A 25019-nucleotide genomic window follows, 5' to 3' on the forward strand; every position below is an offset into this window, starting at 1 on the left:
CTCCGTAAGTGAAAGAAGATCCGCCACTTATCGAGTGTAAATGAGAGAGATACATCCGTATACTGTTGCAGTGAAGAACGAGAGCCCCGGCCGCAAGCTCCGAGCCGACGCCAGGCTCAACCGCGAACAGATCATCGAGGCCGCCCGCGCACTCATCGCCGAACGCGGCGCCGAGGTGCCGATGGAGGAGGTGGCCCGCCGCGCCGGCGTCGGGACCGCCACCCTCTACCGCCGCTTTCCCGACCGCGAGGCACTGGTGCGCGGGGTCGCGCTGGACGGCTTCCACCGCGTGGTCGCCATCGCGCGCGACGCCGAGGACGAGGAGCCGGACGCCTGGCGGGCGCTGTCGCGCTTCATCCGCCGTGCCGCCGCCGAGCTGCGGCTGGCCACCTGGCTGTCGATCTGGTTCACCAGCACCTGGGAACAGCTCCACGCCGACCCCGAGGAACGGCGGCTGCGCCAGACCCTGCTGAAGATCCTCGACCGGCTCGTCCGTCGCGCCCAGGCCGACGGCGACCTGCGCCACGACGTGGACGCCGGCGATCTGACACTGATGATGGCCCTGCTGCTGCGGCCGATGCCCGGCCTGCGTGCCGAGCTCACCCAGCGCAGCGTGGACCGCTACCTGGCGCTCATGCTCGACGGCCTGCGCGCCCACCCGCACATCCAGCCACTGCCCGACAGCGACATCGGCCTGGCCGACCTCGGCGGCGGTTGACGGCCACCCGCACCAAGGGTCGGCCCTGACCCATCCAGGTCAGCGCTGACCGCATCCTTTCAGCCCGTCATGTGCTCCGCGGGCGAGCGGCCATCGCCTCGTGCCTGCCCCCGAAGGACAGGCACGAGCCGGTGGCGGGCCGCGCGCCTACGCACCGATGGAGACGCCGTGCGTCGCTTCGATGATCTTGAACATGAGATCCCAGGACTTCCACTCGGTGTTGGTGTGGACGGCGACGGTCTGCCGGCCGTCGGGGGTGCCCACCGCGAGGAACCAGGATCCCCAGAGGCTGCCGCCCACCCCACGCACCGTCCTGCCGCCCGTCGCCTCCTTGTCGAACTCGAACAGGCCGAGGCCGTATCGGGCGTGCGGCATCCAGTGGCCGCCCTCGGTGGAGACCGTGGTCCACATCTCGCGGTGCTGGGCAGGAGGGAGCAGACTGCCGCTCGCCATCGCGTTCACGAACCGGATCATGTCGCCGGTGGTGGAGACGACGTTGCCGGCCGACCAGCCACCTGAGGTGCCGGCCTCGGTGACGTCGAGGGGTGCGAGCCCGGGGTCCTCCATCATCGATTCCCAGTTCGCGGGGGTGATCGCCGCCGGGTCGACGCCGTCCTTGAAGAACAGCGTGGAGTACGCCCGCGGGTGCGGATCGGGGTATCCCTTGTCCTGGACGGGGCGCACGTAGGTGTGGGTCATGCCGAGCGGCCGGATGACCCTGCGCTCGACCTCCTCGGCGTAGCTGTTGCCCGTGACCTTCTCGATGATCGCCCCGGCGAGGTGGAAGCCGCCGTTGGAGTACGCGAAGCGTTCGCCGGGCTCGCCGACGGGCGGCTGGGAGACCGCCACCCTCAACAGGTCGTCGGTGGTGAATTCGTCGAACCGATGCTTGAGGAACGCGGGGCGGGTGAGGTAGCGGTGGGAGATCTCCGGCGCCAAGCCGGTGATGAACAGACCGCTGGTGTTGTTGAGCAGGTGCCTGATGGTGATCGTGTCGCCGTCATAGCCGTTGACGTCCAGCACGCCGGGCAGCCACTTGTTCACGGTGTCGTCCAGGCTCAGCAGGCCCTCGGCCTCCAGGGCCAGGATCGTGGCGGCGGTGAAGGCCTTGCCGCTGCTACCGGTGTGCACGTGCTCCCCCGGCTGTCGTCGGGCACCGGTCTCGATGTCGGCCACGCCGGCGGTGCCGAACCAGGTCCGGTCCCCGTCCTTGACGTCGGCGACGATGCCGGGGACGCCGGCCTCGGCCACCGCCCAGTCGAGCACCTGCTGCAGTTTCTCGTACGCTGCCATTGCACTGCCTTTCGGACGTTTCTTCCGTACGTCCTCCACGATGTCCGGCGGCTCTGACAGGGGTCTTACGACGCTCTTCCAGCCGGCACCGGCTCGCTGTAAGTGGGGTGTCAGGGCGGCGGATGTGCCCGACGGCGGGCACGCCCGGGTGCCGACTCACCGGTGCGTGATCGGTTTCCTCGCCGGTTAGCCTGGTGCGCATGCGGATTGAGGTGCTCGGGCCGGTCCGGGCCTATGCCGGCGACGGAGCACCGATCGAGGTCGGCGGGGCCAGGGTCCGCGCGCTTCTGGCCAGGTTGGCACTGGCCAGGGGCGAGGTGGTGTCGGTCGATTCGCTTCTCGACGGCCTGTGGGGCGAGCGCCCGTCCGGGGACCACGTCAACGCGCTGCATGCGCTGGTGCATCGGCTGCGCAGGGCGCTGGGTGGGGCGGGGGTCGTGGAGACCGTGGCCGGCGGCTACCGCCTGAACGTAGGCGCCGAGGAGGTCGACGCCGTCCGGTTCGAGGCCCTGGCGCGGCGGGGCGGTCGCGAACTGGCGGCGGGCGCTGCGGAGCAGGCGGCCGCGCTCCTGCGCGACGCGCTGAAGCTGTGGCGAGGAGACGCGCTGGCCGATGTGCGCGACCTCCCTTTCGCCGGTACGGCGGGCGCGCGCCTGGACGAACTGCGCGTCGGGGCCGTCGAAGACCGCTTCGAGGCGGAGCTGCGGCTCGGGCACCATGGCGAGATCCTGGCCGACGTGGAGGCGGCGGCCGCGGGCCATCCGCTGCGCGAACGGCTGGCCGGGCTGCGGATGCGGGCCTTGCACGCGGCGGGCCGCCAGTCCGACGCGCTGGCCGTGTTCGACGAGGTCCGCCGCACGCTCACCGAGGAGCTGGGCGTCGACCCTTCCGAGGAACTGCGCAGGACGCACGTCGCCGTCCTGCGGGGCGAGCTGGAGATCCCCGAGGCCGCGCAGGCTCGGCCTGAGGCGGTGCCTGGACGCCTGCCGGCCCAGCTGACCAGCTTCGTCGGCCGGGAGGACGAGCTGAGGTTGCTGGCCGGACTGCTGGAGGCCTCCCGGCTGGTCACCGTCGTGGGTCCCGGCGGAGTGGGGAAGACCCGGCTGGCCGTGGAGGTGGTGAGCCGGCACCGGGCCCATCGTCGCGGCCGGGTCTGGCTCGTCCCTCTGGCCGGGGTGAACACGGCCGACGGGCTGCCCGAGGCGGTTCTCGGCACGCTCGGCACCGCCGACGGCCGAGCCTCCGGCACGCCGTTGGATCGAGTGGTCAACCTGCTCGCCGGTGGTGAAGGCGTGCTGGTGCTGGACAACTGCGAACAGATCTCCGAGCCCGTCGCGGAGTTCGCCCGGCATCTGCTCGAGCGTCAGCCGTACCTCACCATCCTGGCCACGAGCCGGGGGCCGCTGGAGGTCATGGGTGAGGCGCTGTGCCGTCTGGGCCCGCTCGAACTGCCCCCCGGAACACGCGGATCCCGATCGTGCCGCCGGATCGGCCGCGGTGCAGCTGTTCCTCGATCGGGCGGCAGCCGTATCGTCGCAGGCTCCTCAACTTCGTATACGGCCCGGCTTCGCACTGGACGCGTCGACGGCGGCCCCGGTCGTGGACATCGTGCGCCGGCTGGACGGGCTGCCGCTCGCCCTGGAGCTGGCCGCGGCGCGGCTGCGTACCATGAGCGTCGATCAGCTGGCCAGGCGGCTCGACGACCGCTTCCGGCTGCTCAGCACCGGCAACAGGGCAGCCGAGCCCAGGCAGCAGACCCTCCACGCGGTCATCGAGTGGAGCTGGGACCTCCTCACCGATCAGGAACGGATGCTGGCGCGCCGGATGTCGACCTTTCCGGCGAGGACGGGGATCGCCGCGATCGAGGCCGTCTGTGCGGATGAGTTGCTCCCCACGGGCGAGGTCATCTATCTGCTGGACTCCCTGGTCGACAAGTCCATCGTGGAGCGGGCCGGCGACGGGCACCGGATGCTGGAATCCATCCGAACCCATGCGGACGGCAAGCTCAGACTCGCAGGCGAACGCGAAGCCGTCCTGGAAAGGCTCACGCGGCACTTCGCCGACCTGGCCGAGGAACACGAGCCGCTGCTGCGCTCGGCCAAGCAGGTGGAGTCGCTGCGCCTGTTCGAGGCCGAGTACGACAACGTGCTGTTCGCCCTGCAGACGGCCATCGAGGGCGGGGACGCCGAGGCGGCGGCCCGCATCCTCGGCCCGCTGTACTGGTACTGGGTCATGCTGCGCTACGACGGCCGGGCCGACGCCTACGTGGCCAGGGTCCTCGAGCTCGGCGACGCGCTGCCCGCGGACGCCAGGGCCGCCTTCACCGCGATCCATCTGGTGGCAGGAGCGGGAGGGCCGGTCACCGATCCCGTGCGGCTGCAGGCGCTCGTCGACGACTGCACGCGCACCGGCGCGCTGCGGCGTTACCCGATGCTGCTGACGATAGTGGTGGTGGCGGGAGCGATGAGCGGGCTGGACGAGCTGGTCGATCGAGAGATCGCCCAGGTGCGGAGCGGGTCGGACCGCTGGGCGATCGCCTGCACCTTCGTGATCGAGGCCGCGTGGTGGCGCCTGCGAGGCGGCCACGAGCGCTGCGCGACCGCGATGGCAGCGGCGCTGCACGCGTTCGAGGAGGTGGGCGACCGATGGTGGATCGCCAAGACGCTGATCGGCATGGCGCAGATCCACGCCCTCGACGGTGAGCACGACGAGGCCGTCGCCGCCTACGAGCGCAGCATCGCGATCGCCACCCACCTTCGCTCGCAGGACGAGGTCCTGACCCGGCTCGCGCTCGCCATCGAACGCATGCGCGGCGGCGACCTGAAGGGCGCAGGGCACGCCATCGATACCGCCGAACGAGCGGCATGGGACCGCGGTCAGCTCATGCTGGAGATCGAGGTCGCAGGCGCGCTGGCCGAGCTGTATCGCCGCGGCGGCGAGGTCGAGCGGGCCGATCAGGAGCTCGACCGGATGAACAGGCTCGCCCGCGAGTCCACCCTCCCGGTCGAGACGATGCAGAACACCCTGGTCCCCGCCCGGATGGCGAACCTCCTCACCGCAGGGGAGGCCGCGCGCGCCCGCGTGCTGCTGCCCCGCGCCTTCCAGGCGGCCCAGGCGAACAACGACATCCCATCGGCCGCCCAGTTCCTGGCCCGGCTGCTGTTCCTGGAGGGCGATCCGGCCGGTACGGCCACCGCGCTCGGCCTGAGCCATGCCATCCGCGGCGCCTTCGACCACGGTGACGTCGAACTACGCTCGCTCGTGGAGGCTGTCACGGAACGCCTCGGCCGTACCGGCTACGACAGGGCCTACCGCCGAGGCGCCGACCTGACCCGGCAGGAGGCCTTCGACCGGCTGACGCAGCTGAGCTCATGAACGGTGCCCGGCGGTCAGAAGCGCGGGCGGCTCGACGAGCGGCGCCGTCAGGTGAGGTCAAGGTAGGCCAGCCGGTCGGGGTCGGACAGGATGTCGATCGCGGCGATCCTGCCATCGGCGACGGTGAAGCTCATGACGGAGATCGGCTGACCGTCGATGGTGTTGACCAGGCCGGGGAGGCCATTGATCAGCGCTGGGTGGGTGGCGGCGGTGGTGGCCATGCGCTGGAAGGTGGCGGCCTGCCCGGCCACGGCCGCGGCGCTTCGGATGATCTTCATGCCGTTGGTGAGCATGCCGCCGTCGGCGCGCAGCACCACGTCGGGATCGAGGATGGCCAGCAGCGCGTCGAAGTCGCCGCCGCGTGCGGCGGCCAGGAACGCGTCCACTACCCGACGCTGAGCGGTCAGGTCGGGGTCAGGGCTCGGGGCTGAGCCGCGGACCCGCTGACGCGCCCGGCTGGCGAGCTTCTTGGCCGCCGAGGGGGTCCGGTCCACGATGGGCGCGATCTGCTCGAACGGCAGGCCGAACATGTCATGCAGCACGAACGCCAGCCGTTCCGCCGGGGTCAGCGATTCCAGCACCACCAGCAGCGCCAGCCCCACCGAGTCGGCCAGCAGCGCCTGCTGTTCCGGGTCGGCGGCATCTTCACGGCTGACCACCGGGTCGGGCAGACGGGCCTCCAGCGGCTCTTCGCGCCGCCCCTTCCTGGCGCGGAGCATGTCCAGACACACCCGGCCGACCACGGTGGTCAGCCAGCCGCCGAGGTTGTCGATGTCGCCGGCGTCCGAGCGGGCCAGCCGCAGCCACGCCTCCTGAACCGCGTCCTCGGCCTCCGCCAGCGAGCCGAGCATGCGGTAGGCGACCGCCTTCAGATGGGGGCGATGGCCCTCGAACCGGACGGCAAGGAAGTCATCGGGCTTCACGGTCGGCGTTCCTTTCCTCAACTGTGTCGTACGGCTGACGGATCACACCCGAAAAAGGTGACACGAAGGCGGATCACACCCGAAAAAGGTGACACGAAGCACGAAGACTCGCATCGGTCACCTTCGCCCCTCGCGAGCCGTCATGACGGCGACCATCCACACGAAAGGTTGCTGAACATAAGCAGGACGGATGTCCACGGAACGGTCGCGGACGGCTTCGAGCTGGTGCGCCGGGAGTTCGCCGCGGTGGTGGCCGAGCAGGACGGCCACGCGGGTTCGCAGCTGGCCGTCTACGCGCACGGCCGGCAGGTGGTCGACCTGTGGGCAGGGCAACAGGTGAACGGCGACACGTTGACCGGGGTCTACTCCTCCACCAAGGGCGCCGCGACGTTGGTGGTGGCATTGCTCGTGCAGGAGGGGATCCTCCAGCTCGACCAGCCCGTGTCCCGGCACTGGCCGGAGTTCGCCGTCGCAGGCAAGGACGCGATCACCCTGCGAGACGTGCTTACCCACCGCTCAGGCGTCATGGGCGTCGACGGCGGGTTGACAGCGGCCGAGCTCGCCGACGACCAGGTGATCGCCGCCCGCCTGGCCGGGCAGCGGCCGTACTGGAGGCCTGGCTCGGCCTACGGCTACGGCGGGTTCGTCACGTTCGCCGTGGTGAACGAGGTGATCCGGCGGGTGACCGGCCAGTCGCTGCAGCAGGTCTACGAAGAGCGGATCCGGGCCCCGTACGGGCTGGATCTGTACCTGGGACTGCCCGAGGGCGAGGAGGGCCGGTTCCTGCCGATCCAGTGGTGGCTGGCCACGCCTGAGCAGGAGGCCGCGTTCTGGGCGAACCTGCCTGGACCGCACAGCATCATGGGGATCGGATACGGGCTCAACAGCACGCCGCCGCTGGATCAGGTGGCCTTCGTCAACACCCGCACGGTGCGCGCGCTCGGGCAGGCCTCCGCCGGTGGGGTGGGCAGCGCACGCGGCCTGGCCGGCCTGTATGCCGCGGCCGTCTGGGGGCGGAACGGGCAGGCCCCACTGCTCAAGCCCGACACCGTCGGGGAGTTCTCCATGCTGCACTCCACCGGTGGCGATCTGGTCCGCGGAGACCAGGGCAACTACGCGCTCGGGTTCCAGGCCAAGGGCCTGCGGTACGGGTTCCTCAGCGCGAACGCCTTCGGCCATGACGGCTCGGCGGGCTCGGAAGCCTTCGCCGATCCCCGCAGCGGCATCGCCCTGGGCTACACCCGTCGCCGCTTCGGCTTCGGCTGGTCCTACCCCGAACACGACCGGCTCGCCACCGCGGTCCACCGCGCCGCCACTGCCTCCTGAACGACCTGCCGAGCACACTGAGATCCGCCGAGGAAACGGTCCGGCGGTGCTCGTGATCGCCGCCGCGCAGCTCCTGAGGGTGGTGGACCCTTCATCGTCGGGCGTCGCCGCGGTCAGCCGCGCCCGTGCCGCGGCAGCAGCAAGCTGACCACCGCGATCGCCAGGCCGAGCCCGGCCGCCATGAGGAAGACCAGGTCGTAGCCGGCGGCGAGGGCGGCGGCCGGGGAACTCCCGCCGGCCGCCGTCGCGGCTCCGGCGCCGGCGGCCGTCGCGAGCACCGCCAGGCCTACCGACCCGCCTACCTGACTGGCGGTTTGGGCAAGGCCGCCGACGATCCCCGCGTCACCCTCGGGAACGTCGGCGGTCGCCGCGGCCATGAGGGTGGGGAAGGTCAGCCCGATGCCGACCGCGATGAGCAGCGTGGGCCCGAGCACGCTGGTGACGTAGCCGCTGTCGGCGTGGGCCTGGGCGAGCCAGCCGAAACCGGCCAGGAAACAGCCGCATCCTGCCAGCACCAGAGTGCGCGCACCGGTTCGCGGCAGCAGGGCGGCGGCCCATCGCGCGATCACCATGAACGTCACCGCCGCGGGTGTCTGCCCGAGTCCGGCTTGAAGCGCACTGAAGCCGAGTACGTTCTGCAGGAACAGCGACGTGAAGTACCACATCGCGATGGCGATCGCTCCGAACAGCAGTAGCAGGCCGCTGCCGACGGCGACCCCCCGAATCCTGAACAGCCGCAGGGGCATGATCGGCTGGGTGGCGAAACGCGCCTCCACCACGGTGAAGACGCCGAGCAGGAGCAGGCCCGCCAGGGCCGGCCCGACGACCGCCACGGACGTCCAGCTGTGATCGGCGCTCTGCATGACACCGTAGATCAGCGCGGCCAGCCCCGCCGTCCCCGTGACCGCCCCCGTGAGGTCGAGCGATTCCCTGCGGCGGGTTCGCGCGCCGGTCAGCGACATCATGGCCACGACGATCAGCACCGCGCCGATCGGCACGTTGATGAGGAAGATCCACCGCCACGACAGGCCGGTGGTGAGGGAGCCGCCCGCGACCGCGCCGGCCATCCCGCCCACACCGCCCGCGGCAGACCATGCGCCGAACGCCCGGGCGCGGGCGTGCTCCTCGGTGAAGCGGGTGTTGATCACGGCCAGCGTCGCCGGGGCCAGCATGGCGGCCCCCACGCCCTGCGCGACGCGGGCCGCCACCAGTACCTCCGGAGCGGTCGCCAGGCCGCCGGCCAGACTCGAGGCGGAGAACAACAACAGCCCGGCGACCAGCATCCTGCGAGGGCCGAACAGGTCAATGGCGCGGCCACCCAGCAGCATGAAGCCGCCGAAGGTAAGCAGGTAGCCGTTCACCACCCAGGCCAGGCCGGTGGGTGTGAAGCCGAGGTCCCCGCGGATCGAGGGCAGGGCGACGTTGACGATGGACGCGTCCAGGATGACCATGAACTGGCAGGCACACGCCAGTGCCAGGGCCACCCAGGCGGGGGCGGCGTGCGGCCTGGCCCGCTGAGCTGCAGTGCTGGTGCTTGTCATGACTTCTTCCTCGCCGACCCCGCCGCTCACGCGGTCTGGGAGGTTGATCCGGCCAGGGTTCCGCGGGCGTTCCCTTCGCCCGCGGCGGCATCGGTGACACGGACGCCCCCCAGCAGCCGGATCGTGATCTGGGCCAATCGCCGTCCCTGGTACCTGGCCGCTTCCAGCGTCGCGGTATCGGGGCCGTCTCCGGCCGGCAGGCCGCTCACCAACGACGTGCCGTAGGGGTTGCCGCCGGCGGCGTACACGACAGGATCGGTGAATCCGGGCGGGACGATCAGCGCCCCCCAGTGGTAGAACACGTTGCCCAGCGACAAGATCGTGGCCTCGCTGCCGCCGTGCCGGTTGAATGCCGAGGTGAAGGCCGTCACCGGCTTGTCGGCCAGCGCGCCTTCCCGCCACAGACCGCCGGCCTGGTCGATGAACTGCTTGAGCTGCGCGGCCGGCGCGCCGAACCGGCTCGGCGTCCCGAACGCGAACGCGTCGGCCCACCCCAGGTCCTCGGTCGAGGCCTGGGCGATCGACGTGGCGGCGTCGGCGTGCCGCCGCCACTGCGGGTTCTGGTCGATCGCGCTGCCGGGTGCCAGTTCGGCGACCCGCCGCAGCCGCACCTCGGCTCCGGCCGACGCGGCGCCCTCGGCGACGGCCTGCGCGAGTGCGTGCACATTGCCCGTCGCGCTGTAGTAGATGACGGCGACCTTCACGACCATGTCGGCTCCCTCGATGTCGCATAGAATTAGTTATGCGGATAATGTTATGCGCATAACTAACCTGTCAAGGAGAGCCCATGGACTTCGAGCAAGCCGACGCCCTCAACCAGGCCATCCGCCTGCTGAGCCTGCGCCACCGTGCCAGGGCCGCAGCGCTGCTGGACCCCCTCGGCCTGCACCCCGGACAGGAAGCGCTCCTGCTCGAGCTCGCCCGGACCGGCCCCATGATCCAGGCCCAGCTCAGCGAGGCGCTCGGCTGCGAGCCGCCCAGCGTCACGCTCATGACCCGCAAACTCGAAGCCAACGGCCACATCCGCCGCAAACCCGCCCCCTCCGACAGACGCGCCAGCATCGTCGAACTCACCGACAGCGGCAAAGCTCTGGCCGACCAGGTCAAGCAGCTGTGGTGCGCCCTGGCGGAGGAGACGGTGACCGGCCTGTCCGCCGAAACGGTGGCAGAGCTACCTGCCATCCTCAACACCTTGACCGGCAACGTGGATACCAGGCGCCCCAGCCACCCACACGGCCGCCGGCACGGTGCGGTCGCCCCATCGCGACGGGCCGGGCACGTCGATGGCGTTGACCGGTGACCACGAGCTCAGGCCCGCGGTCGACGTGACCGCCACGCTGCTGCGCCACATCACGCCGGCCCTCGCCGGAACCGGGGACCTGGAGCCGGCGGCGCGGCACCTGGAGTGGCTGCGTGCCCACGGCACAGGAGCGACACGTCGGCGCAGGGCCTTCGAGCGGCGCGGTGACCCCACCGACGGCCATGCGAGCGAACGAGATCACCGAGATTCTGGACCGGCCGCTCAGCCGAGAGCTGTTGGCACGCGACGTGACCCGGCTGGCGTACGTGGCCAAGGACGGCACGCCCCGGAACGTCCCGATCGCGTTCACCTGGAACGGTTCGGAGATCGTCATGTGCACCACGAAGAATGCCCCGAAGCTCCCGGCTCTGCGCGAGAACCCGATGGTCGCCCTGACGATCGACACCGAGGTGCACCCGCCCAAGATCCTGCTGATCCGCGGTCGGGCCGAGCTGGACGTCGTCGACGGCATCCCGGACGAGTACCTCCAGATCAACGGCTCGTACGAGATGACGCCCGAGCAGCGGGTCGAGTGGGAGACCGAGGTCCGCTCCCTCTACGACGGCATGGTCCGGATCGTGGTGACCCCGACGTGGGCGAAGCTCATCGACTTCGAGACGACCCTGCCGAGCGCGGTCGAGGAGCTCGTCCGGCAGCGTGAAGAACGCCGGAGCGCCTGAGCGGAATCCGCGCACACAGCCGCCGGAAAAATGTCGCGGCGGCATGTCGAGAACCCGCGCGCGGCTCCGTCCCCGCACTGAACACCGGCCACAATGGGCCGTACCGCACAAAGGAGAACACGATGGCCAAGTACCTGCTCCTCAAGCACTACCGGGGCGCGCCGGCAGCGGTCAACGACGTGCCGATGGACCAGTGGACGCCGGAGGAGGTCTCGGCCCACGTGCAGTACATGCGGGACTTCGCCGCTCGGCTCGAGATCACCGGTGAGTTCGTCGACAGCCAGGCGCTCTCCCCTGAGGGCACGTTCGTCCGCTACGACGGCGAGGGGCGTCTGCCGGTCACCGACGGCCCGTTCGCGGAGACCAAGGACCTGATCGCCGGCTGGATGGTGATCGACGTCGACAGCTACGAGCGGGCGCTCGAGCTGGCAGGCGAGCTGTCGGCGGCTCCGGGCGCGGGCGGAAAGCCGATCCACGAGTGGCTCGAGCTGCGCCCGTTCCTGTCCGAGCCCCCGACCATCACGGAGTGACGAACGGTGGACGAGTCCCTGCTGCGGACCCTCACCCCCACGGTGATCGGCGTCCTCGTCCGTCGCGGAGCCGACTTCGCGTCGGCCGAGGACGCCGTGCAGGACGCCCTGATCGAGGCCGCGCGCGTGTGGCCGGACGACCTGCCGGGCGACCCCAAGGGCTGGCTGGTCACCGTGGCCTGGCGCAAGTTCCTCGACGCCGCCCGCGCCGACACCTCCCGACGGCAACGCGAGGTACGCGTCGAGGCCGAGCCCGTGCCAGGTCCTGGCGAGGCGGTGGACGACACGCTCCAGCTGTACTTCCTGTGCGCCCACCCGTCCCTGACACCGGCCTCGGCCGTCGCGCTCACGTTGCGCGCGGTCGGCGGCCTGACCACGCGCCAGATCGCGCAGGCCTACCTCGTGCCGGAGGCGACCATGGCCCAGCGCATCAGCAGGGCCAAGCGAACGGTCTCGTCCGTCAGGTTCAACCAGCCCGGTGACGTGGTCACCGTGCTGCGCGTGCTCTACCTCGTGTTCAACGAGGGGCATGGCGGGGACGTCGACCTGGCGGCCGAGGCGATCCGCCTCACCCGCCAGCTCTTCGCCCTGACCGACGAGCCCGAGGTCGCGGGGCTGCTCGCGCTCATGCTGCTGCACCACGCGCGCCGCGCGTCTCGCACCGGCCCCGGAGGCCGCCTGGTGCCGCTCGCCGAGCAGGACCGATCGCGCTGGGACACCTGCCTGATCGCCGAGGGAGTGACGATCCTGCAGGCGGCGCTGGCCCGCGACCGGTTGGGCGAGTACCAGGCGCAGGCCGCGGTCGCCGCCCTGCACGCGGACGCCCCGAGCACCTCCGAGACCGACTGGGTGCAGATCGTGGAGTGGTATGACGAGTTGCTGCTCCTCACCGGCAGTCCGGTCGTACGGCTCAACCGCGCGGTGGCGGTCGGCGAGGCCGACGGACCGCAGGCAGGCCTGGCGGCACTGGCCGAGGTGAGCCCCGACCTGCCCCGTTACGCCGCGGTACGGGCCTACCTGCTCGAACGCGCCGGTGACCTTGAGCAGGCCGCCGAGCTGTACGCCGAGGCCGCCCGTGCGGCGACCAGCCTGCCGGAGCACGTCCACCTCACCCGCGAGGCCGCCCGGGTGCGGCAACTGCTACAGGCGTGAGTACGGCTCACCCCGGCCGTGCTGGTCGCGCCGATGACGGGCCGCTGACGCCGAGCTTGTCCCAGCTCGCCGAGATGACTCATCACCACCCGGAACCGCAGCGCCGGCGCAGCGCCTCATCCCCTCCGGGGCTCTACTTCCGGCGAGCTTCGAGCGCATCCAGGATCAGGTCCAGGCCGTAGCCGAACTCGCTCGTGTGGTCGTAGCCCGGCCGCAGGGCGTAGTTGACGATCATCTCTGTGAGGTACGGCAGCTCGTCCACCGGCAGCTGCTCGAGGATGCTGCCGGCCACTTCACCGACATCGTCCGGCGTCCTCACCGGCAGGTTCGCCTCCTGGAGGACGAACCCGCCGATGTAGCTGTCGATGAGCGAGACGGCGTGCGCGGCCATCGGCAACGTGAACCCCGCCTCCCTGAGGACGCCGAGGACGGCGTCGTGGTGGCGTAGCGTCGCGGGCCCCGGGTTGCGACGGGAGTCCATGAGGCCGAGTGCCCAGCTGTGCTGCGACAGGACCGCACGCGCGGAGGAGGCGCGCGCCCGGATCGCGTCGCGCCAATCGTCGCACTCGGCGCTGGGTAGCTTGATCGCCGCGAACACCGCGTCGACCACACCGTCGAGGATCGCGTCCTTGTTCGGTACGTGGTGGTAGAGCGACATCGCCTCCACTCCCAGTTCCTGCGCCACCCGTCGCATCGTGATCGCCTCCACGCCGCCGCGATCCGCGACGCGGATCGCGGCTTCCAGCACGAGGCCTCTGCTGAGCGGTTGTGGTGGTGGTGACACGACGGCTCCCGGGTATGGGCAGGTTGACAACCTTACAAGTGTAAGCAAACCTTACAGACGTAAGCTACCTTACGGACGTAAGCCATCCTGGATATGTCTGACCGACGACGCGCCTCGCCGGGGCGAGAGAAGGAGATCCCTATGCCGATGCCGAGGTGGTGGGGGCATGTGAACAAGCGGATGTTCAACCCTCGCGCGATCGCGGGCGGGAAGTGGCCGGTACTGACTCACGTCGGTCGCGTCTCTGGCGCGACGTACCGCACGCCTCTCGATGCGCATCCCATCGACGGCGGCTACCTCTTCGTGCTGGTGTACGGATCGCGCTCGGACTGGGTGCAGAACGTCCTGGCGGCCAACGGTGCGCGGCTCCAGGTCGACGGGAGGGAGGTGAAGCTCGCCGCCCCACGCCTCGTCGGGGAGGACGAGGCGTTCCAGGCCCTCTCCGATGAGGTGGCACGTCCACCGAGGCTGCTTCGCATCACCGAGTTCCTTCGTCTGGACGTGGTCGCAGGCTGACGCTCGACGTCCAGCGCGGAGCCTCGTCCACCGTTGGGTGCCTGTTTCTCAAGGCGGCAGGACCTGGCATGGGCGGTGACAGCGCGTGAGAGTCGCGTTGTGGGTCGGCAAGCGATGTCCGTGTGTGAGGCCGGGCTCGTGGCCCTGGGCCCACCCGGCGAGGCCGCTACGCGTCGATCCAGCCGAGCTCAACGGCCCATTCGTGCATCATGGCTTCGACCGCCGGCAGTGTGAGGAACGAAACGGCATACAGAACGACGAGGATCCCGATCGGAACGGCCCAAGCGCGAGGGCGGGTTTCCGGCGGACCGGCCCCATCCTGTCCAGCGTCAGCGGGGCGGTCCCGCCGCGTCTCCGGGAGCCGACGGTCGGCAGGCCTCAGCACCCACGACGCGATGGCGCACGTCCCGAACATCAGCGGCACCCCCCACGTCTGAAGACCGTCGCCGACTATCAGATGCGACGCCACGGCACTCGACCACAGGAAGAAGCAACCCGCGTACGCCCATTCCTTGATCAGCGGGAGCCTGGGCGCGATGAGCGCGACAGCCGCAGCAGCCTGCCACACGCCCAGGATGTAGGCGAAGTAGTGCGGGTATCCCAGGTGGCGCAACTGGACTTCCACCCATTCGATCGGCAGAAGGTTCCACACCGATCCAGCCGTCAACTCGAAGACGATGACGAACGTGGTGGCGCAGTAGGCGATGGGGCGGATGTGGCTCCAGTTCCAGCCTCTTCGTGCGACGGTGGCCGATCTCTCTTTCGTCGCGTGCTGGAACGTCTCTGGCCTGTTCATGCAATTCTCCTGACAGGGGTTGTGAGCGACTCGGTTCGAAGTCGCGGCCTCGCTGTAGCCCTGGGAAGGCCCTCTCTGTGCTCGCCGGTGTTCACGGGGACGTGACCCCTCGCGGAGCGGAGGCCGGCTGCTCGGGACGCGGGCCGCCCTTGAGCCAGACGAGGGAACCCGGCTTGCGGGCCTCGTGGCGGATCCTCGACACCGCGACAGTGCAGGTCACTTCCTTGATCGCCGCGCCCGTGCGGCCGCCGACGTAGACGTTCACCGCGGTGTCGTCCTTGCGGGCGAGCTGTCGTATGGCGACGCGTCGGCCGAGGCTGACGCACGCCCCCGAGAAGGCCAGTTTGATCGTCGCCGGCTCGTTCCCCGCGATGCGGCTCAGCACGGTGTTCGCGGCCTGCGCCCCGAGCGGCCCGGCGGCGTAGCAGCTCATCCGCAGCGGCCGGCCCGACGGTGCGGCGGCGTCCCCGGCCGCGACGACGCGGTCGTCGTCGACGCTGGTCAGCGTCTCGTCGGTGAGCAGCCGGCCGAGCTCGTCGGTCTGCAGCCCGCTCGCGGCCGCCAACTCCGGCACGCCGAAACCGGCCGCCCAGATGGTCAGTGCGCTCGCGCGCACCGCACCGTCGGCGAAGACGACCACGTCCGGCCGGACCTCGCTCACCACGGTGTCCTCGAGCACCGAGGCACCGTGCAGGGACAGCCACTTGGCCACGGCTCGGCGACCCGGTGCACTGAATGTCGGCGCCAGGGTCCGGCCACACACCAGCGTGACCGTGCGCCCTTGCTCGGCCAGTTCGGCGGACGTCTCGATGCCGGTCAAGCCACCGCCGACCACGGTGACCGGCGCATCGAGAGGCAACTCCTCCAGCCTGGCACGCAGCCGTTGCGCGGTCTCGAATACAGCGAGGTCGAACGCGAATTCGGCCGCGCCGGGCACCGATGACGGTGTCGCCCCGGTGCTGCCGACCGCGTAGATGACGTAGTCGTAGTCCAGCGCGCGGCCCGATGCCAGTTGCACGGTGCGAGCGGCGGTGTCGATGCGCGTGGCGCTGTCGACGACCAACCCGATGCCCTCGCCCAGTAGCGTGCCGTAGTCGACCGTGGCCTCGCCGGTGCCGGCCACGAACTGATGCAGCCGGACTCGTTCGACGAACTCCGGGCGGGGATTGACCAGGGTGATGTCGATGTCGGCGCGCATCCGCAGATGGTTGGCCGCCAGTGTTCCGGCGTAGCCGCCGCCGATGACGACGACCTTGTGGGGTGTGTGGTGTTCAGGCGTGGGCATGGCGAGGTCTTCCCTTCTCGATCTCAGCGAGGATGTGAGGCTTGCGACCCGATGGGGTCGGTCCTTCATCACGAAGCGGCCGACCGCGGGGACTATCACGCGTTCCGACGAGGGTGCTCGACTTCAGCACTCCTGCGTGCTGGATGGTGTCTCACCAGTCCGACAACACAACGCCTCGGAATGTGAGGCGACACGCCAACCTCACAGTTCGCGGCGCTGTCTTGTCGAACTGGTAAAGGCAGATGCGACCACGGGAGCCGACGACACCATGACCACCCCATCCGAGCCGGGAGGCGACCAGCTCGATCCGGGCCTGAGCGCGATCATGAGCGAGCGGCGTCAGCTGATCAATCTCGCCTACCGGCTCCTCGGCTCCCTGGTCGACGCCGAGGACGTCGTCCAGGAGACCTACGCCCGCTGGTACGCCATGTCCCGGCAGCAGCAGGAAGCCATCGCATCCCCCGGCGCCTGGTCGACCACGGTCGCCAGCCGCATCTGCTTCAATCTGCTCTCCTCGGCACGGGCCCGGCGAGAGACCTACGTGGGCGAATGGATCCCCGAGCCGCTGCCCGAACCCACGGAGTGGATCACCGGGCGGTCCGACGGCATCGCCGTCGACCCGGCCGACCGGGTCACCCTTGACGAGTCGGTCAACATGGCCTTCCTCGTCGTGCTCGAAACGATGACCCCGGCCGAGCGCGTCGCCTTCATCCTGCACGACGTCTTCCGGTATTCCTTCGCCGAAGTGGCCGAGATCGTCGGCCGTACCCCGGCGGCCTGCCGCCAGCTGGCCTCCTCAGCCCGCCGTCGTATTCGCGCGTCGCGGGCTCCCGCGACTCCGGCGGCCCGGCAGGCCGGCATCGTGAGAAACTTCAAGCAGGCCTGGGAAGCCAAGGACATCGACGCCCTCATCGGTCTCCTCGACCCCGGCGCCACGGCGATCGCCGACGGCGGCAGCGTCAGCTCCGTGCTCCGCCCGGTCGAAGGCGCTGAGCAGATCGTGCGCTCTCTAATCCTTCTCGAGGGCAGGCTACGCAACCTGACGATGCTGGAGCGTACGGTCAACGGCCAGCCTGGCCTGATCGCCCAGCAGGACGGCGTCACCGTATCGGTGTACGCGTTCGACATCGCAGGCGAGCGGATCAAGCACATCTGGGCGGTACGCAACCCCGACAAGCTCCGGCCGTGGACGGTGGGACCGCAGAACCAGGAGAATCAGATACAGCAAGTGGTGCCAGAGCGATAGAAGATGATCCCCGTGGATTCGGCCCGCCGCTCCCGAAGGTGTTCCCAGCCGCCAGGTAGCAGAGCGGGGTTGAGGAACCTGCGGACAGCCGTTGGCGGTACCCCCGAGTAACTCAGCGGGATGCTTCGACCCTGCCAGGTAAAGGCCTCCGGAGCTCGCCCTCAGCTTGGTCGACTGGGGGGCCGGGCCGGCGTGGCCATAGCTGCAGGTGCCACCGGAGCCGGGGGCGGTTCACCACTATGGCCACCCGCCCCGCTCAGACGGCTGCGCTACGACGCTCAGCATAAAGTGAGCAAAGCACCACGCGCAGCGAGTTCCACGCCTCCCCTTCACGCCCGGTGGGGAGGACTGGCGGCACGGCCGCGAGCACGCGGTTCCTCACCGTCTGACGTGGGCGGGCCCTACCGCGAGAGTTGCCAGACGCGCGCCGTGCCGTCCTCCGCGCAGGAGACCAGCGCGGTGCCGTCGTGGTTGAAGGCCGCGAACCGCACCGCGCCGGTGTGGCCGGTAAGGGTTGCGGCTGCGGCTCCCGTGGCACCGTCCCACAGGAAGATCTCGCCGCTCTCGGCGCAGGTGGCCAGGAGTGAGCCGTCAGCGGAGAAGGTCAGGGCGTTGAGCCGGCCGTGGTTGGGCAGCTCCGTGGGCTGCCCGGGCGAGGCCGGGTTCCAGTACCGGAACGGCCCGCCGATGTCCGTGGTGGCCAGGACCGCGGGGTCGGCGGGCCGGAAGGCGACGTTGTAGGCCTCGCCCTCCAGTTCGGCCAGTTGCTCGCCGGTGTCGGTGTCCCACAGCCGGGTGGTGCCATCGCGGCTGGAGGTGGCCGCGAGTTTGCCGTCGTGGCTGATGGAGGCGTCGGTGACGATGTCCAGGTGGTCCTTGAAAGTGTGCAGGAGCTTGCGGTCGCGCACGTCCCACAACCGGGCCGTGCGATCCTCGCTGGGAGTGATGAGCAGGGTGGAGTCGGAGCTGAAGGCGGGGTTCCAGACGATGCCGGTGTGCCCCTTCAGCTTCGCGAGCAGCTTGCCGTCCGGGGTCCACAGCAGGACGTGCTCGCCCTTACCGGTGGTGACCAGCACCGAGCCGTCCGGGCTGAACTTCGTGTCCCAGGGAACTGCGTGGCCCCCCAGCTTCTTGAGCATGGCGCCGGTCGTCGGGTTCCACAGTGAAGCCCAGGTCACACCTGAGGTGACCACCCTGGACCCGTCCGGATCGAGGGACAGGGAGTCGGAGCCGAGTTCGGCGTCGCCGAAGACGCGCTGCCGTTGGCCGGTGCGCACGTCCCAGGTCGCGAGCATGGCGCCACGGTAGCGGCTGGTGATCACGGACTCGCCGTCCGGGGTGAACAGCGCCTGGCCCGGCTGCCTCTTGTGGTGACCGGTGAAGGTGTGCAGGGCCTTCCACTCCAGAGCGGTCGTCGCCGGACTGGGCGTACCGGACTGCTGGTCGAGCACGCCGCCGGTCTCCTGCGGGGTCGACGGCTGGGCCTGCGCCGCGCGGATGGGTGTGTCGTCTCGCAGCAGGATCGCGGCCGTGGCGCCGGCGCCGACCAGCAGGGCGGCGGCTCCGCCGTACAGGAAACCGCGGCGGCGCAGGAGCGCGGGCCCGGCCGGCGGCGCGGCGGGCGACATGGGGTGCGGTGCGGCGGGCGATGCGGCGTATGGGGCGGTGGGAGGTGCGGCCGGCGTGGCCATGGGCGGTCCGGCAGGCAAGGCAGCGGGAGGTGCGGCGAGTGGCCATGTGGGAGGTGCCGCGGCGAGGATCGCCAGCGCCTGGGCGGCGGTCGGGCGGCGGGCCGGATCCCGTTGGAGCAGGGCGTCCAGCAGCGGGGCCAGCGGACCCGTCCGCTCCGGGCGAGGCCGATCGGCGGCCAGGACCGCCGCCAGCGTCGCGACGAGGGTCGGACCCTCGAACGGCGAGCGCCCTTCCAGCGCGGCGTAGAGCGTGGCACCCAGCGACCACAGGTCGCCCGCCGCGCTCGTCCCCTCACCGCGCACCTGCTCCGGCGACAGGAAGGCCGCAGCGCTCAACGGCGCGTCCGGGGCCGTGGCGGAGTGCTCTTCGGCCGAACGGCTGAGGCCGAAGTCGGTCACGACGAGGCGGGCGTCGGACAGCAGGATGTTGGAGGGCCTGAGACCTCGATGGACGATGCCCACTTGGTGCGCCTCGACCAGCACGTTCAACACGTCAACAGCGATCCCGCGCACGTGCGCCATCGGCAGCGGGCCCTCGGCAGCGATCACCTGGGCCAGTGAGCGGCCGGCGAAGTACTCCATGACGATCATCGGACCGTTGTCGGTCGAAACGATGTCGTGGACCGTCGCGATGCAGGGATGGTTGAGCTGAGCCGCCGACTTGACCTCGCGCACGACCCGCTCGTGAACGTGTTCGTCGGCCGTCGGCAGGCGGATCTCCTTGACCGCGACCGTACGACCCATCAGCTCGTCCTGACCGCGCCAGACGCGGCCCATCCCACCTGCGCCGATCTCCTCCATCAAGCGATATCGGCCAGCCACTAAGACCCCGTTCATGGTCCGCAGTAAACCAGATGCGCGGGATATGCACCTATGTATCTTTTCGCCCTCGCCCGGCGAGACGGTGCCCCGAGCCGGGTGGCATCGTCGAGGCGACCTGAGTTGCGTCCGATCTTGAGGTCAACGGCTGAGCAGACCGTTGCGCACCCCAGCATGATCAGCTCGATCTCGACTTCTACGTCTCGCTGGTCGGCCACATGGTCGGCGTCGACACCGGCGCCGCGACGACCACCTCATACCCGGCGGCGGTGAGGACCTGGGTGAGAGCCGCCAGCCGGCTCGCCGCTGCGGCTTGACCCGGCAGAGCCGCCTGTCGGGATTAGGTCTAATCCCGACACCTTGGCGGGGTGCTGGGCAGCGCCACACAGAAGTACCCGGCGATCGTCTGCGCCCATCCGATCAGCAGTTGCAAGGAGCGTCCGGCAGGATCTATGGCGAGAGGCTCGCCCAGATGGGGTATGTGACGCTGGCGTTCGACGCCTCCCATCAGGGCGAGAGCGGCGGTGAGCCGCGATACCTGGAGGATCCGGCCACGCGGGTCGAGGACTTCCGGTGCGCCGTGGACTACCTGGTGACACTCGACTATGTCGATGAGGACCGCATCGGATGCCTGGGTGTGTGCGGCGGTGGAGGCTACGCCGCGAACGCGACGATGACCGAGCACCGGATCAAGGCGCTGGTGACCATGGTCGCCGCCAACTACGGGCGGCTTGTGCGTGAGGGCGACCTGAGCGCGGACGCGGCGCTCAGGACGCTCAAGACGATCGGCAGGCAGCGTACGGCCGAGGCGCGGGGCAAGGACCCGCTGATCACGACCTACATCCCCAACTCGGTCGGGGAGCGGGAGAAGGCCGGAATCACCGACGTCGACATCGTCAACGCCGTCGAGTACTACCGGACGCCCCGAGGGCAGAATGCCAACTCGCCCAACAAGCTGCTGTTCTCTGGGCTGGAGGCGGCGGTCGGGTGGGATGCCAGGATCTCGACGTACCCGTCGGTTCCGTGTACGCGGATCCGCTGCCCGTTCTGGATCAGCCGGGTGGCGTCGACCACACCGACGACGGCCGGCAAACCGTACTCCCGTGCGATCACTGCCCCGTGAGTCATCAATCCTCCGACCTCCGTCACCAGGCCTGAGACGGCGACGAACAGGGGCGTCCAGCTGGGGTCCGTATGGGCCGTGACCAGGATGTCGCCAGCTTCGAGATCGGCCTCAGCCATGTCCAGGATGACGCGGGCCCTGCCCTCGATGGTCCCGGCGGAGACCGGCAGGCCGATCAGGGCACCGGCCGGCACGTCGTCGCGTCGGTACGCCCCGGTGATGGCCTCGCCGTCCGAGGTGAGCACCCGGGGCGGCGTGAGCGCGTGGTACGACCGGTACGCGTCCTTGCGCTGCTGGATGAGCTGGTCGTCCACCTGGTTGGCGCGCACGACGTCGTGGAGCTCCTGGAATGTGAGGTAGAAGATGTCCTCCTTCTCGGGAAGTACGTCGGCCCGCACGAGACGCTCGGCCTCCTCCAGCAAGGCCTGCTTGTAGACGAGGTAGCGGCTGACGATGCCGTACTTCGGGTACTCCCGGTAGCCGATGAACGTCCGGACCCGGTCGATCATCCGCTTGGCCTCGTCGGCTTTCTGCTCCCCGTCCGGCAGGGCCCGCAGGAGTGAAAGCACGTCCCGTTCCTTCTTCTCCGCCTGCTGCCGCCCTTGCTCGAAGCGCCGCTCGGCGGCGCCCGGCTCGAAGAGCTTGATGTTGTCGAGGATCACGGGCACGAGCGTGCTGGGGCGCTCGCTCCAGCGGGGCCTCGTGATGTCGATCTCGCCGACGCAGCGCATGCCGTACCGGTCGAGGTATGCCTCGATGGCGTCGCGCGCTTCGGTCCCGCCCGCGAGCTTCGGCAACTCGTCCAGGAAGCCCTCGTCCTCGACGCCCTGCAGGAACGCCACCACCTCCGGATGCGGCCGGATCACGTCCGCGACGTCGAGCAGCGCCAGTCCCATCTCCGACGTGACGTTGTCAGGGGCGGACAGCGTGAGCGTGTCGGCCGCGTTCTTCTCGCCCAGCCACTCGTACAGCTTGTCGTTGAGCCACCACGTGGCCTCCATCCCCGCCATGATCGCCTGAAAGTTCAGCGGATCTCTGAGGACCCGCTTTTGCTCCTCGAAGGCATCCAGCAGGAAGTCGAGCAGCGCCGGTCCGGTCTTCGTCCGGATGTCGCGCCGCAGGGCGGCGATGGACGCCTGGCTGCGCTCGATCAGCTCGGTGACGATGGCCGGATCCGTCTCGATCGGGGCGGGTGGGCCGCCGGCCGGCGGCCCACCGGGACCTCCGTCAGGGAGCGACGGGACGAAGTCGCCGCGGTCGAGGACGGTCTCCAGCGCGTCCCTGATCAGCGGATCGGACCTCCCCATCATCTCCAGGAGGCCGGCGCGGCCCGCGGGCGACGCCAGGCGCGGGGTGACGTCGACGAACAGCCTCCCGCCGGCCTCGTGCATCGGCGCCATGGCCGTCAACTGCCACATGGAGAGCCCCAAGGGCTTCATGGGGTCGGTCATCATCTGCCCGTGACCGACGGAGACGTAGACGTGATTGTCCTGGTCGCCTCTCTCGGGGATGGGGAACAGCGTGGTGATCGGCCGACTCTGAACGATCTGGAAGCCATCATCGACCAGGCACCATTCGATGTCCTGCGGGCGGCCGAAGTGCGCTTCGATCCGCCGCCCGAGCTGCACGAGCCGCACGACCTGCGCATCCGTCAGCGCCGCCTGCTCCTGCCGCTGCGGGTCGATCGCCACTTCCTGTGTCCCGCCACCCGGCAGCGGGTGGATGGCACGCTGCTTGGCGGCGACCGCCTTGGCGACGACCTCGCCGTCGCGGACCTTGAACACGTCCGGATTGACCAGGCCGCAGACCAGGGCTTCGCCGAGGCCGAAGCTGGCGTCCACGGTGGCGACCTTCCGGTTGCCCGTCACGGGGTCGGCCGTGAACAGGATGCCTGCCGCATGCGCGTGGACCATCTGCTGGACGACCACGGCCATGCGGACCGTACGGTGGTCGATGCCGTTGCGCTGGCGGTAGGTCACGGCCCGCTCGGTGAACAGCGACGCCCAGCACCGGCTGACGTGCTGGAGGATCGCCGCCGGGCCCACGACGTTCAGGTAAGTATCCTGCTGGCCCGCGAAAGAGGCCGTCGGCAAGTCCTCTGCCGTCGCGCTGGACCGCACGGCGTAGGCGGCTTGCTCGCCGAGCTGGGCGAGCCCGCGGGTGATCGCCGCCGCGAGATCGCCAGGGATCGCGATCCCTTCAACGGTCCGGCGGATCTCCGCACTGAGCGTGCGGATCGCCTCCCGGTCATCCGGGTTCAGGTGCGACAGCTGATCGAGCCGATCGGCCATCGACGGCGCTTCTGCCACGATGCGCCGGTAGGCGTCCGTCGTCACGCAGAAGCCGGCCGGCACGCGGATCCCTTCGATCCGCGACAGCGTGCCCAGATGCGCGCCCTTGCCGCCCACGACCGCGACCTGCGTCTCGTCAACCTCTTGCAGACCCATCACGTACTGCTCGATCATTGCGATACCTCCGCGGCGGCCGTGCTCCGTCGCACTGCACCGGCCGATCGAATCACCGGTGCCTCGCGGTCTGTCGAACCCCCTTGTCGAGCACGTCGCCATCTCCGTTGCCTTCCCCGTGCCGAGTCGGCCTTCCGCTCCGCCCAGCCACGTGGCGTGCACCCCCGCACCGCCAGTCCCACCACCGGTTCGACGTCACCGCGTCCCCCGTACATCGACAACACAGGCATGTCGAGCCCCCCTTTCCGCAGGTTCTGGCCTCGGCCGACGATTCTGCGGCACCACCCGGGTCTTGCCGCAAGCCCCCCGGTGCGCTATACGTTGGGAGAGGCAAGGAGAGGGATCTCCTTGCCTTCGCCTTTGGTCGTCCACCGGAACTGACAAGCTTCTCGCGAAGCGGCGGCTGCAGCGCGATGGCCGGACGCGAGACGCCCGGCCGGCATGCGCCGCGAGCGCCTGGTCGTGCCTGACCGACGCGCCGCCGCGCACTGGTCTGGCGTCGCTGATCGGCCGCCCCGAGGCGGTCGACGCGCTGCGCCGCGTGCCCGGGCGCACGCACTTCGACCCGGGTTGGCGAGTCGGATGCCTGGCTAACCGGCCTCCTCGACCAAACCGCGCGGACCGCCAGTTCAGGCGTGTTCATGATGGTGTCGAAACTCCTCACCGATATGGCCACGGCGTGCGAAACGGTGTGATCAGAATTGGACGTTGGTCATCGTGTACCACGTCGGAACGAATACCAGCAGGGCCAGTGCGATGAGGACCGCGAACGACTTGAGGGCGCGCGAGGTGGTGATGATCGCGGGTGCGACGGGCCTCAGCCTCCATCGACCGACCGCGATGAACGCCGCGACGCCTCCCAGCAAAAGATTCGCGGGCACCAACGCGTATTCGCCGCGCATGATATGAAAACCAGCCGCGAGGACCATCGTCAGCGCCAGGCCAACGGCGGCGAGCGGCGTCAGCTTCGGTTTAACCCCCGTCATCGCCGGCAGGATCAGGCCGACCCCGCCAAGTACCTCACAGATCCCGATGAAGACGATCAGGGACTGCGGCACCGCGGCGTACCACGCCACGGCCCGGGGCGCTGCCGCATACAGGGCTCCGTCGTACAACAGCACTTTGCCGAAACCGCTGCCGGCGAAGAAGAAGCCGAACAACACTTGAAGTGACCAGACTGCGCCGTTGAGCGTGAACCTCTTTCCGCGCTCCTTGGGCTGCTGCTCGATGTCCTTGACGTCGAGTGAGTTCTCGCTGACGTGCTGGCTCATGTCCTGTCACTGCCTTTCTTGTCGGGTTGGCCGGGGAACGCGCTGGTTCTGTTCGTTCCTTCGTCAGCGCGTGGTGCTCGGTACGTGCTGACAGGACACATCTGACCACCGCAGCAGGGTCGCGCGCGCCGTCCACGGGACACGGTGGGACACGCGAGACGCGGTCTAGCTGCGAAAACAAGAAA

The 25019-nt window shown here is 69.8% G+C and carries 19 protein-coding genes and 1 pseudogene; 10 read left to right on the forward strand and 10 right to left on the reverse strand.

The window, feature by feature from the left end:
- Positions 1–70 precede the first annotated feature (70 nt).
- Positions 71–718, forward strand: a complete 648-nt coding sequence (locus tag ABFX55_RS04485; RefSeq protein WP_346117865.1) for a TetR/AcrR family transcriptional regulator — start codon at positions 71–73, stop codon at positions 716–718.
- Positions 719–865: 147 nt separating this feature from the next.
- On the opposite strand, the gene ABFX55_RS04490 is transcribed toward ABFX55_RS04485, so the two are convergent.
- Positions 866–2011, reverse strand: coding sequence for a serine hydrolase domain-containing protein (locus ABFX55_RS04490; protein WP_346117867.1), 1146 nt, complete (start codon positions 2009–2011; stop codon positions 866–868).
- A gap of 200 nt (positions 2012–2211) precedes the next feature.
- Between ABFX55_RS04490 and ABFX55_RS04495 the strand changes: the two genes are divergently transcribed.
- Positions 2212–3894: an AfsR/SARP family transcriptional regulator gene (locus ABFX55_RS04495; protein WP_346117869.1), complete on the forward strand. Its 1683-nt coding sequence runs from the start codon at positions 2212–2214 to the stop codon at positions 3892–3894.
- Positions 3895–5433: 1539 nt separating this feature from the next.
- On the opposite strand, the gene sigJ (ABFX55_RS04500) is transcribed toward ABFX55_RS04495, so the two are convergent.
- The gene (sigJ, locus tag ABFX55_RS04500; protein ID WP_346117871.1) at positions 5434–6309 is read right to left on the reverse strand and encodes an RNA polymerase sigma factor SigJ; all 876 of its coding nucleotides are present in this window, start codon (positions 6307–6309) and stop codon (positions 5434–5436) included.
- Positions 6310–6477: 168 nt separating this feature from the next.
- Here sigJ (ABFX55_RS04500) and ABFX55_RS04505 point away from each other — a divergent pair, with 168 nt between their 5' ends.
- Positions 6478–7635 (forward strand): serine hydrolase domain-containing protein, encoded by a 1158-nt coding sequence (locus ABFX55_RS04505; RefSeq protein ID WP_346117873.1) that lies wholly within the window; start codon positions 6478–6480, stop codon positions 7633–7635.
- Positions 7636–7748: 113 nt separating this feature from the next.
- Here ABFX55_RS04505 and ABFX55_RS04510 read toward each other — a convergent pair whose 3' ends face one another.
- A complete protein-coding gene (locus ABFX55_RS04510) occupies positions 7749–9176 on the reverse strand; it encodes an MFS transporter (RefSeq protein WP_346117875.1) in 1428 nt (475 codons plus the stop codon).
- A gap of 26 nt (positions 9177–9202) precedes the next feature.
- Positions 9203–9886, reverse strand: a complete 684-nt coding sequence (wrbA, locus tag ABFX55_RS04515) for an NAD(P)H:quinone oxidoreductase (protein ID WP_346117877.1) — start codon at positions 9884–9886, stop codon at positions 9203–9205.
- A 77-nt stretch (positions 9887–9963) separates the two neighbouring features.
- On the opposite strand from wrbA, the gene ABFX55_RS04520 reads away from it, so the two are divergent.
- From ABFX55_RS04520 to ABFX55_RS04535, 4 genes are all read left to right on the forward strand, one after another.
- Positions 9964–10476: a MarR family winged helix-turn-helix transcriptional regulator gene (locus ABFX55_RS04520; RefSeq protein WP_346117879.1), complete on the forward strand. Its 513-nt coding sequence runs from the start codon at positions 9964–9966 to the stop codon at positions 10474–10476.
- A gap of 113 nt (positions 10477–10589) precedes the next feature.
- Positions 10590–11156 (forward strand): pyridoxamine 5'-phosphate oxidase family protein, encoded by a 567-nt coding sequence (locus ABFX55_RS04525; RefSeq protein WP_346117881.1) that lies wholly within the window; start codon positions 10590–10592, stop codon positions 11154–11156.
- Between the two features lie 122 nt (positions 11157–11278).
- Positions 11279–11686: a YciI family protein gene (locus ABFX55_RS04530; protein WP_346117883.1), complete on the forward strand. Its 408-nt coding sequence runs from the start codon at positions 11279–11281 to the stop codon at positions 11684–11686.
- Positions 11687–11692: 6 nt separating this feature from the next.
- Entirely contained in the window at positions 11693–12838 is a 1146-nt protein-coding gene (locus ABFX55_RS04535; protein WP_346117885.1) for an RNA polymerase sigma factor, read from the forward strand.
- Positions 12839–12971: 133 nt separating this feature from the next.
- Here ABFX55_RS04535 and ABFX55_RS04540 read toward each other — a convergent pair whose 3' ends face one another.
- A complete protein-coding gene (locus tag ABFX55_RS04540; RefSeq protein ID WP_346117887.1) occupies positions 12972–13586 on the reverse strand; it encodes a TetR/AcrR family transcriptional regulator in 615 nt (204 codons plus the stop codon).
- 177 nt (positions 13587–13763) lie between these two features.
- On the opposite strand from ABFX55_RS04540, the gene ABFX55_RS04545 reads away from it, so the two are divergent.
- Positions 13764–14138 carry a nitroreductase family deazaflavin-dependent oxidoreductase gene (locus tag ABFX55_RS04545; RefSeq protein ID WP_346117889.1) on the forward strand — a complete coding sequence of 125 codons (375 nt, stop codon included), beginning with the start codon at positions 13764–13766 and terminating at the stop codon, positions 14136–14138.
- A gap of 166 nt (positions 14139–14304) precedes the next feature.
- Here the strand turns inward: ABFX55_RS04545 and ABFX55_RS04550 are convergent, their stop codons facing one another.
- Both ABFX55_RS04550 and ABFX55_RS04555 read right to left on the reverse strand, forming a co-directional pair.
- Entirely contained in the window at positions 14305–14934 is a 630-nt protein-coding gene (locus ABFX55_RS04550; protein WP_346117890.1) for a DoxX family protein, read from the reverse strand.
- A 91-nt stretch (positions 14935–15025) separates the two neighbouring features.
- On the reverse strand, positions 15026–16219 hold the full coding sequence (locus ABFX55_RS04555; protein WP_346117892.1) for an NAD(P)/FAD-dependent oxidoreductase: 1194 nt from the start codon (positions 16217–16219) through the stop codon (positions 15026–15028).
- 136 nt (positions 16220–16355) lie between these two features.
- Here ABFX55_RS04555 and sigJ (ABFX55_RS04560) point away from each other — a divergent pair, with 136 nt between their 5' ends.
- The gene (gene sigJ / locus ABFX55_RS04560; RefSeq protein ID WP_346117894.1) at positions 16356–17465 is read left to right on the forward strand and encodes an RNA polymerase sigma factor SigJ; all 1110 of its coding nucleotides are present in this window, start codon (positions 16356–16358) and stop codon (positions 17463–17465) included.
- 401 nt (positions 17466–17866) lie between these two features.
- Here sigJ (ABFX55_RS04560) and ABFX55_RS04565 read toward each other — a convergent pair whose 3' ends face one another.
- Positions 17867–19957 (reverse strand): WD40 repeat domain-containing serine/threonine protein kinase, encoded by a 2091-nt coding sequence (locus ABFX55_RS04565; protein WP_346117896.1) that lies wholly within the window; start codon positions 19955–19957, stop codon positions 17867–17869.
- Positions 19958–20447: 490 nt separating this feature from the next.
- On the opposite strand from ABFX55_RS04565, the pseudogene ABFX55_RS04570 reads away from it, so the two are divergent.
- Positions 20448–20648, forward strand: a pseudogene (locus ABFX55_RS04570) (prolyl oligopeptidase family serine peptidase); the annotation flags it as partial.
- 239 nt (positions 20649–20887) lie between these two features.
- On the opposite strand, the gene rph reads toward ABFX55_RS04570, so the two are convergent.
- Positions 20888–23563: a rifamycin-inactivating phosphotransferase gene (rph, locus tag ABFX55_RS04575; RefSeq protein ID WP_346117898.1), complete on the reverse strand. Its 2676-nt coding sequence runs from the start codon at positions 23561–23563 to the stop codon at positions 20888–20890.
- 695 nt (positions 23564–24258) lie between these two features.
- Positions 24259–24834, reverse strand: coding sequence for a DoxX family protein (locus tag ABFX55_RS04580; protein WP_346117900.1), 576 nt, complete (start codon positions 24832–24834; stop codon positions 24259–24261).
- Positions 24835–25019 lie beyond the last annotated feature (185 nt).

The sequence above is a fragment of the Nonomuraea roseola genome (genome assembly GCF_039535395.1).
Lineage (GTDB): Bacteria > Actinomycetota > Actinomycetes > Streptosporangiales > Streptosporangiaceae > Nonomuraea > Nonomuraea roseola.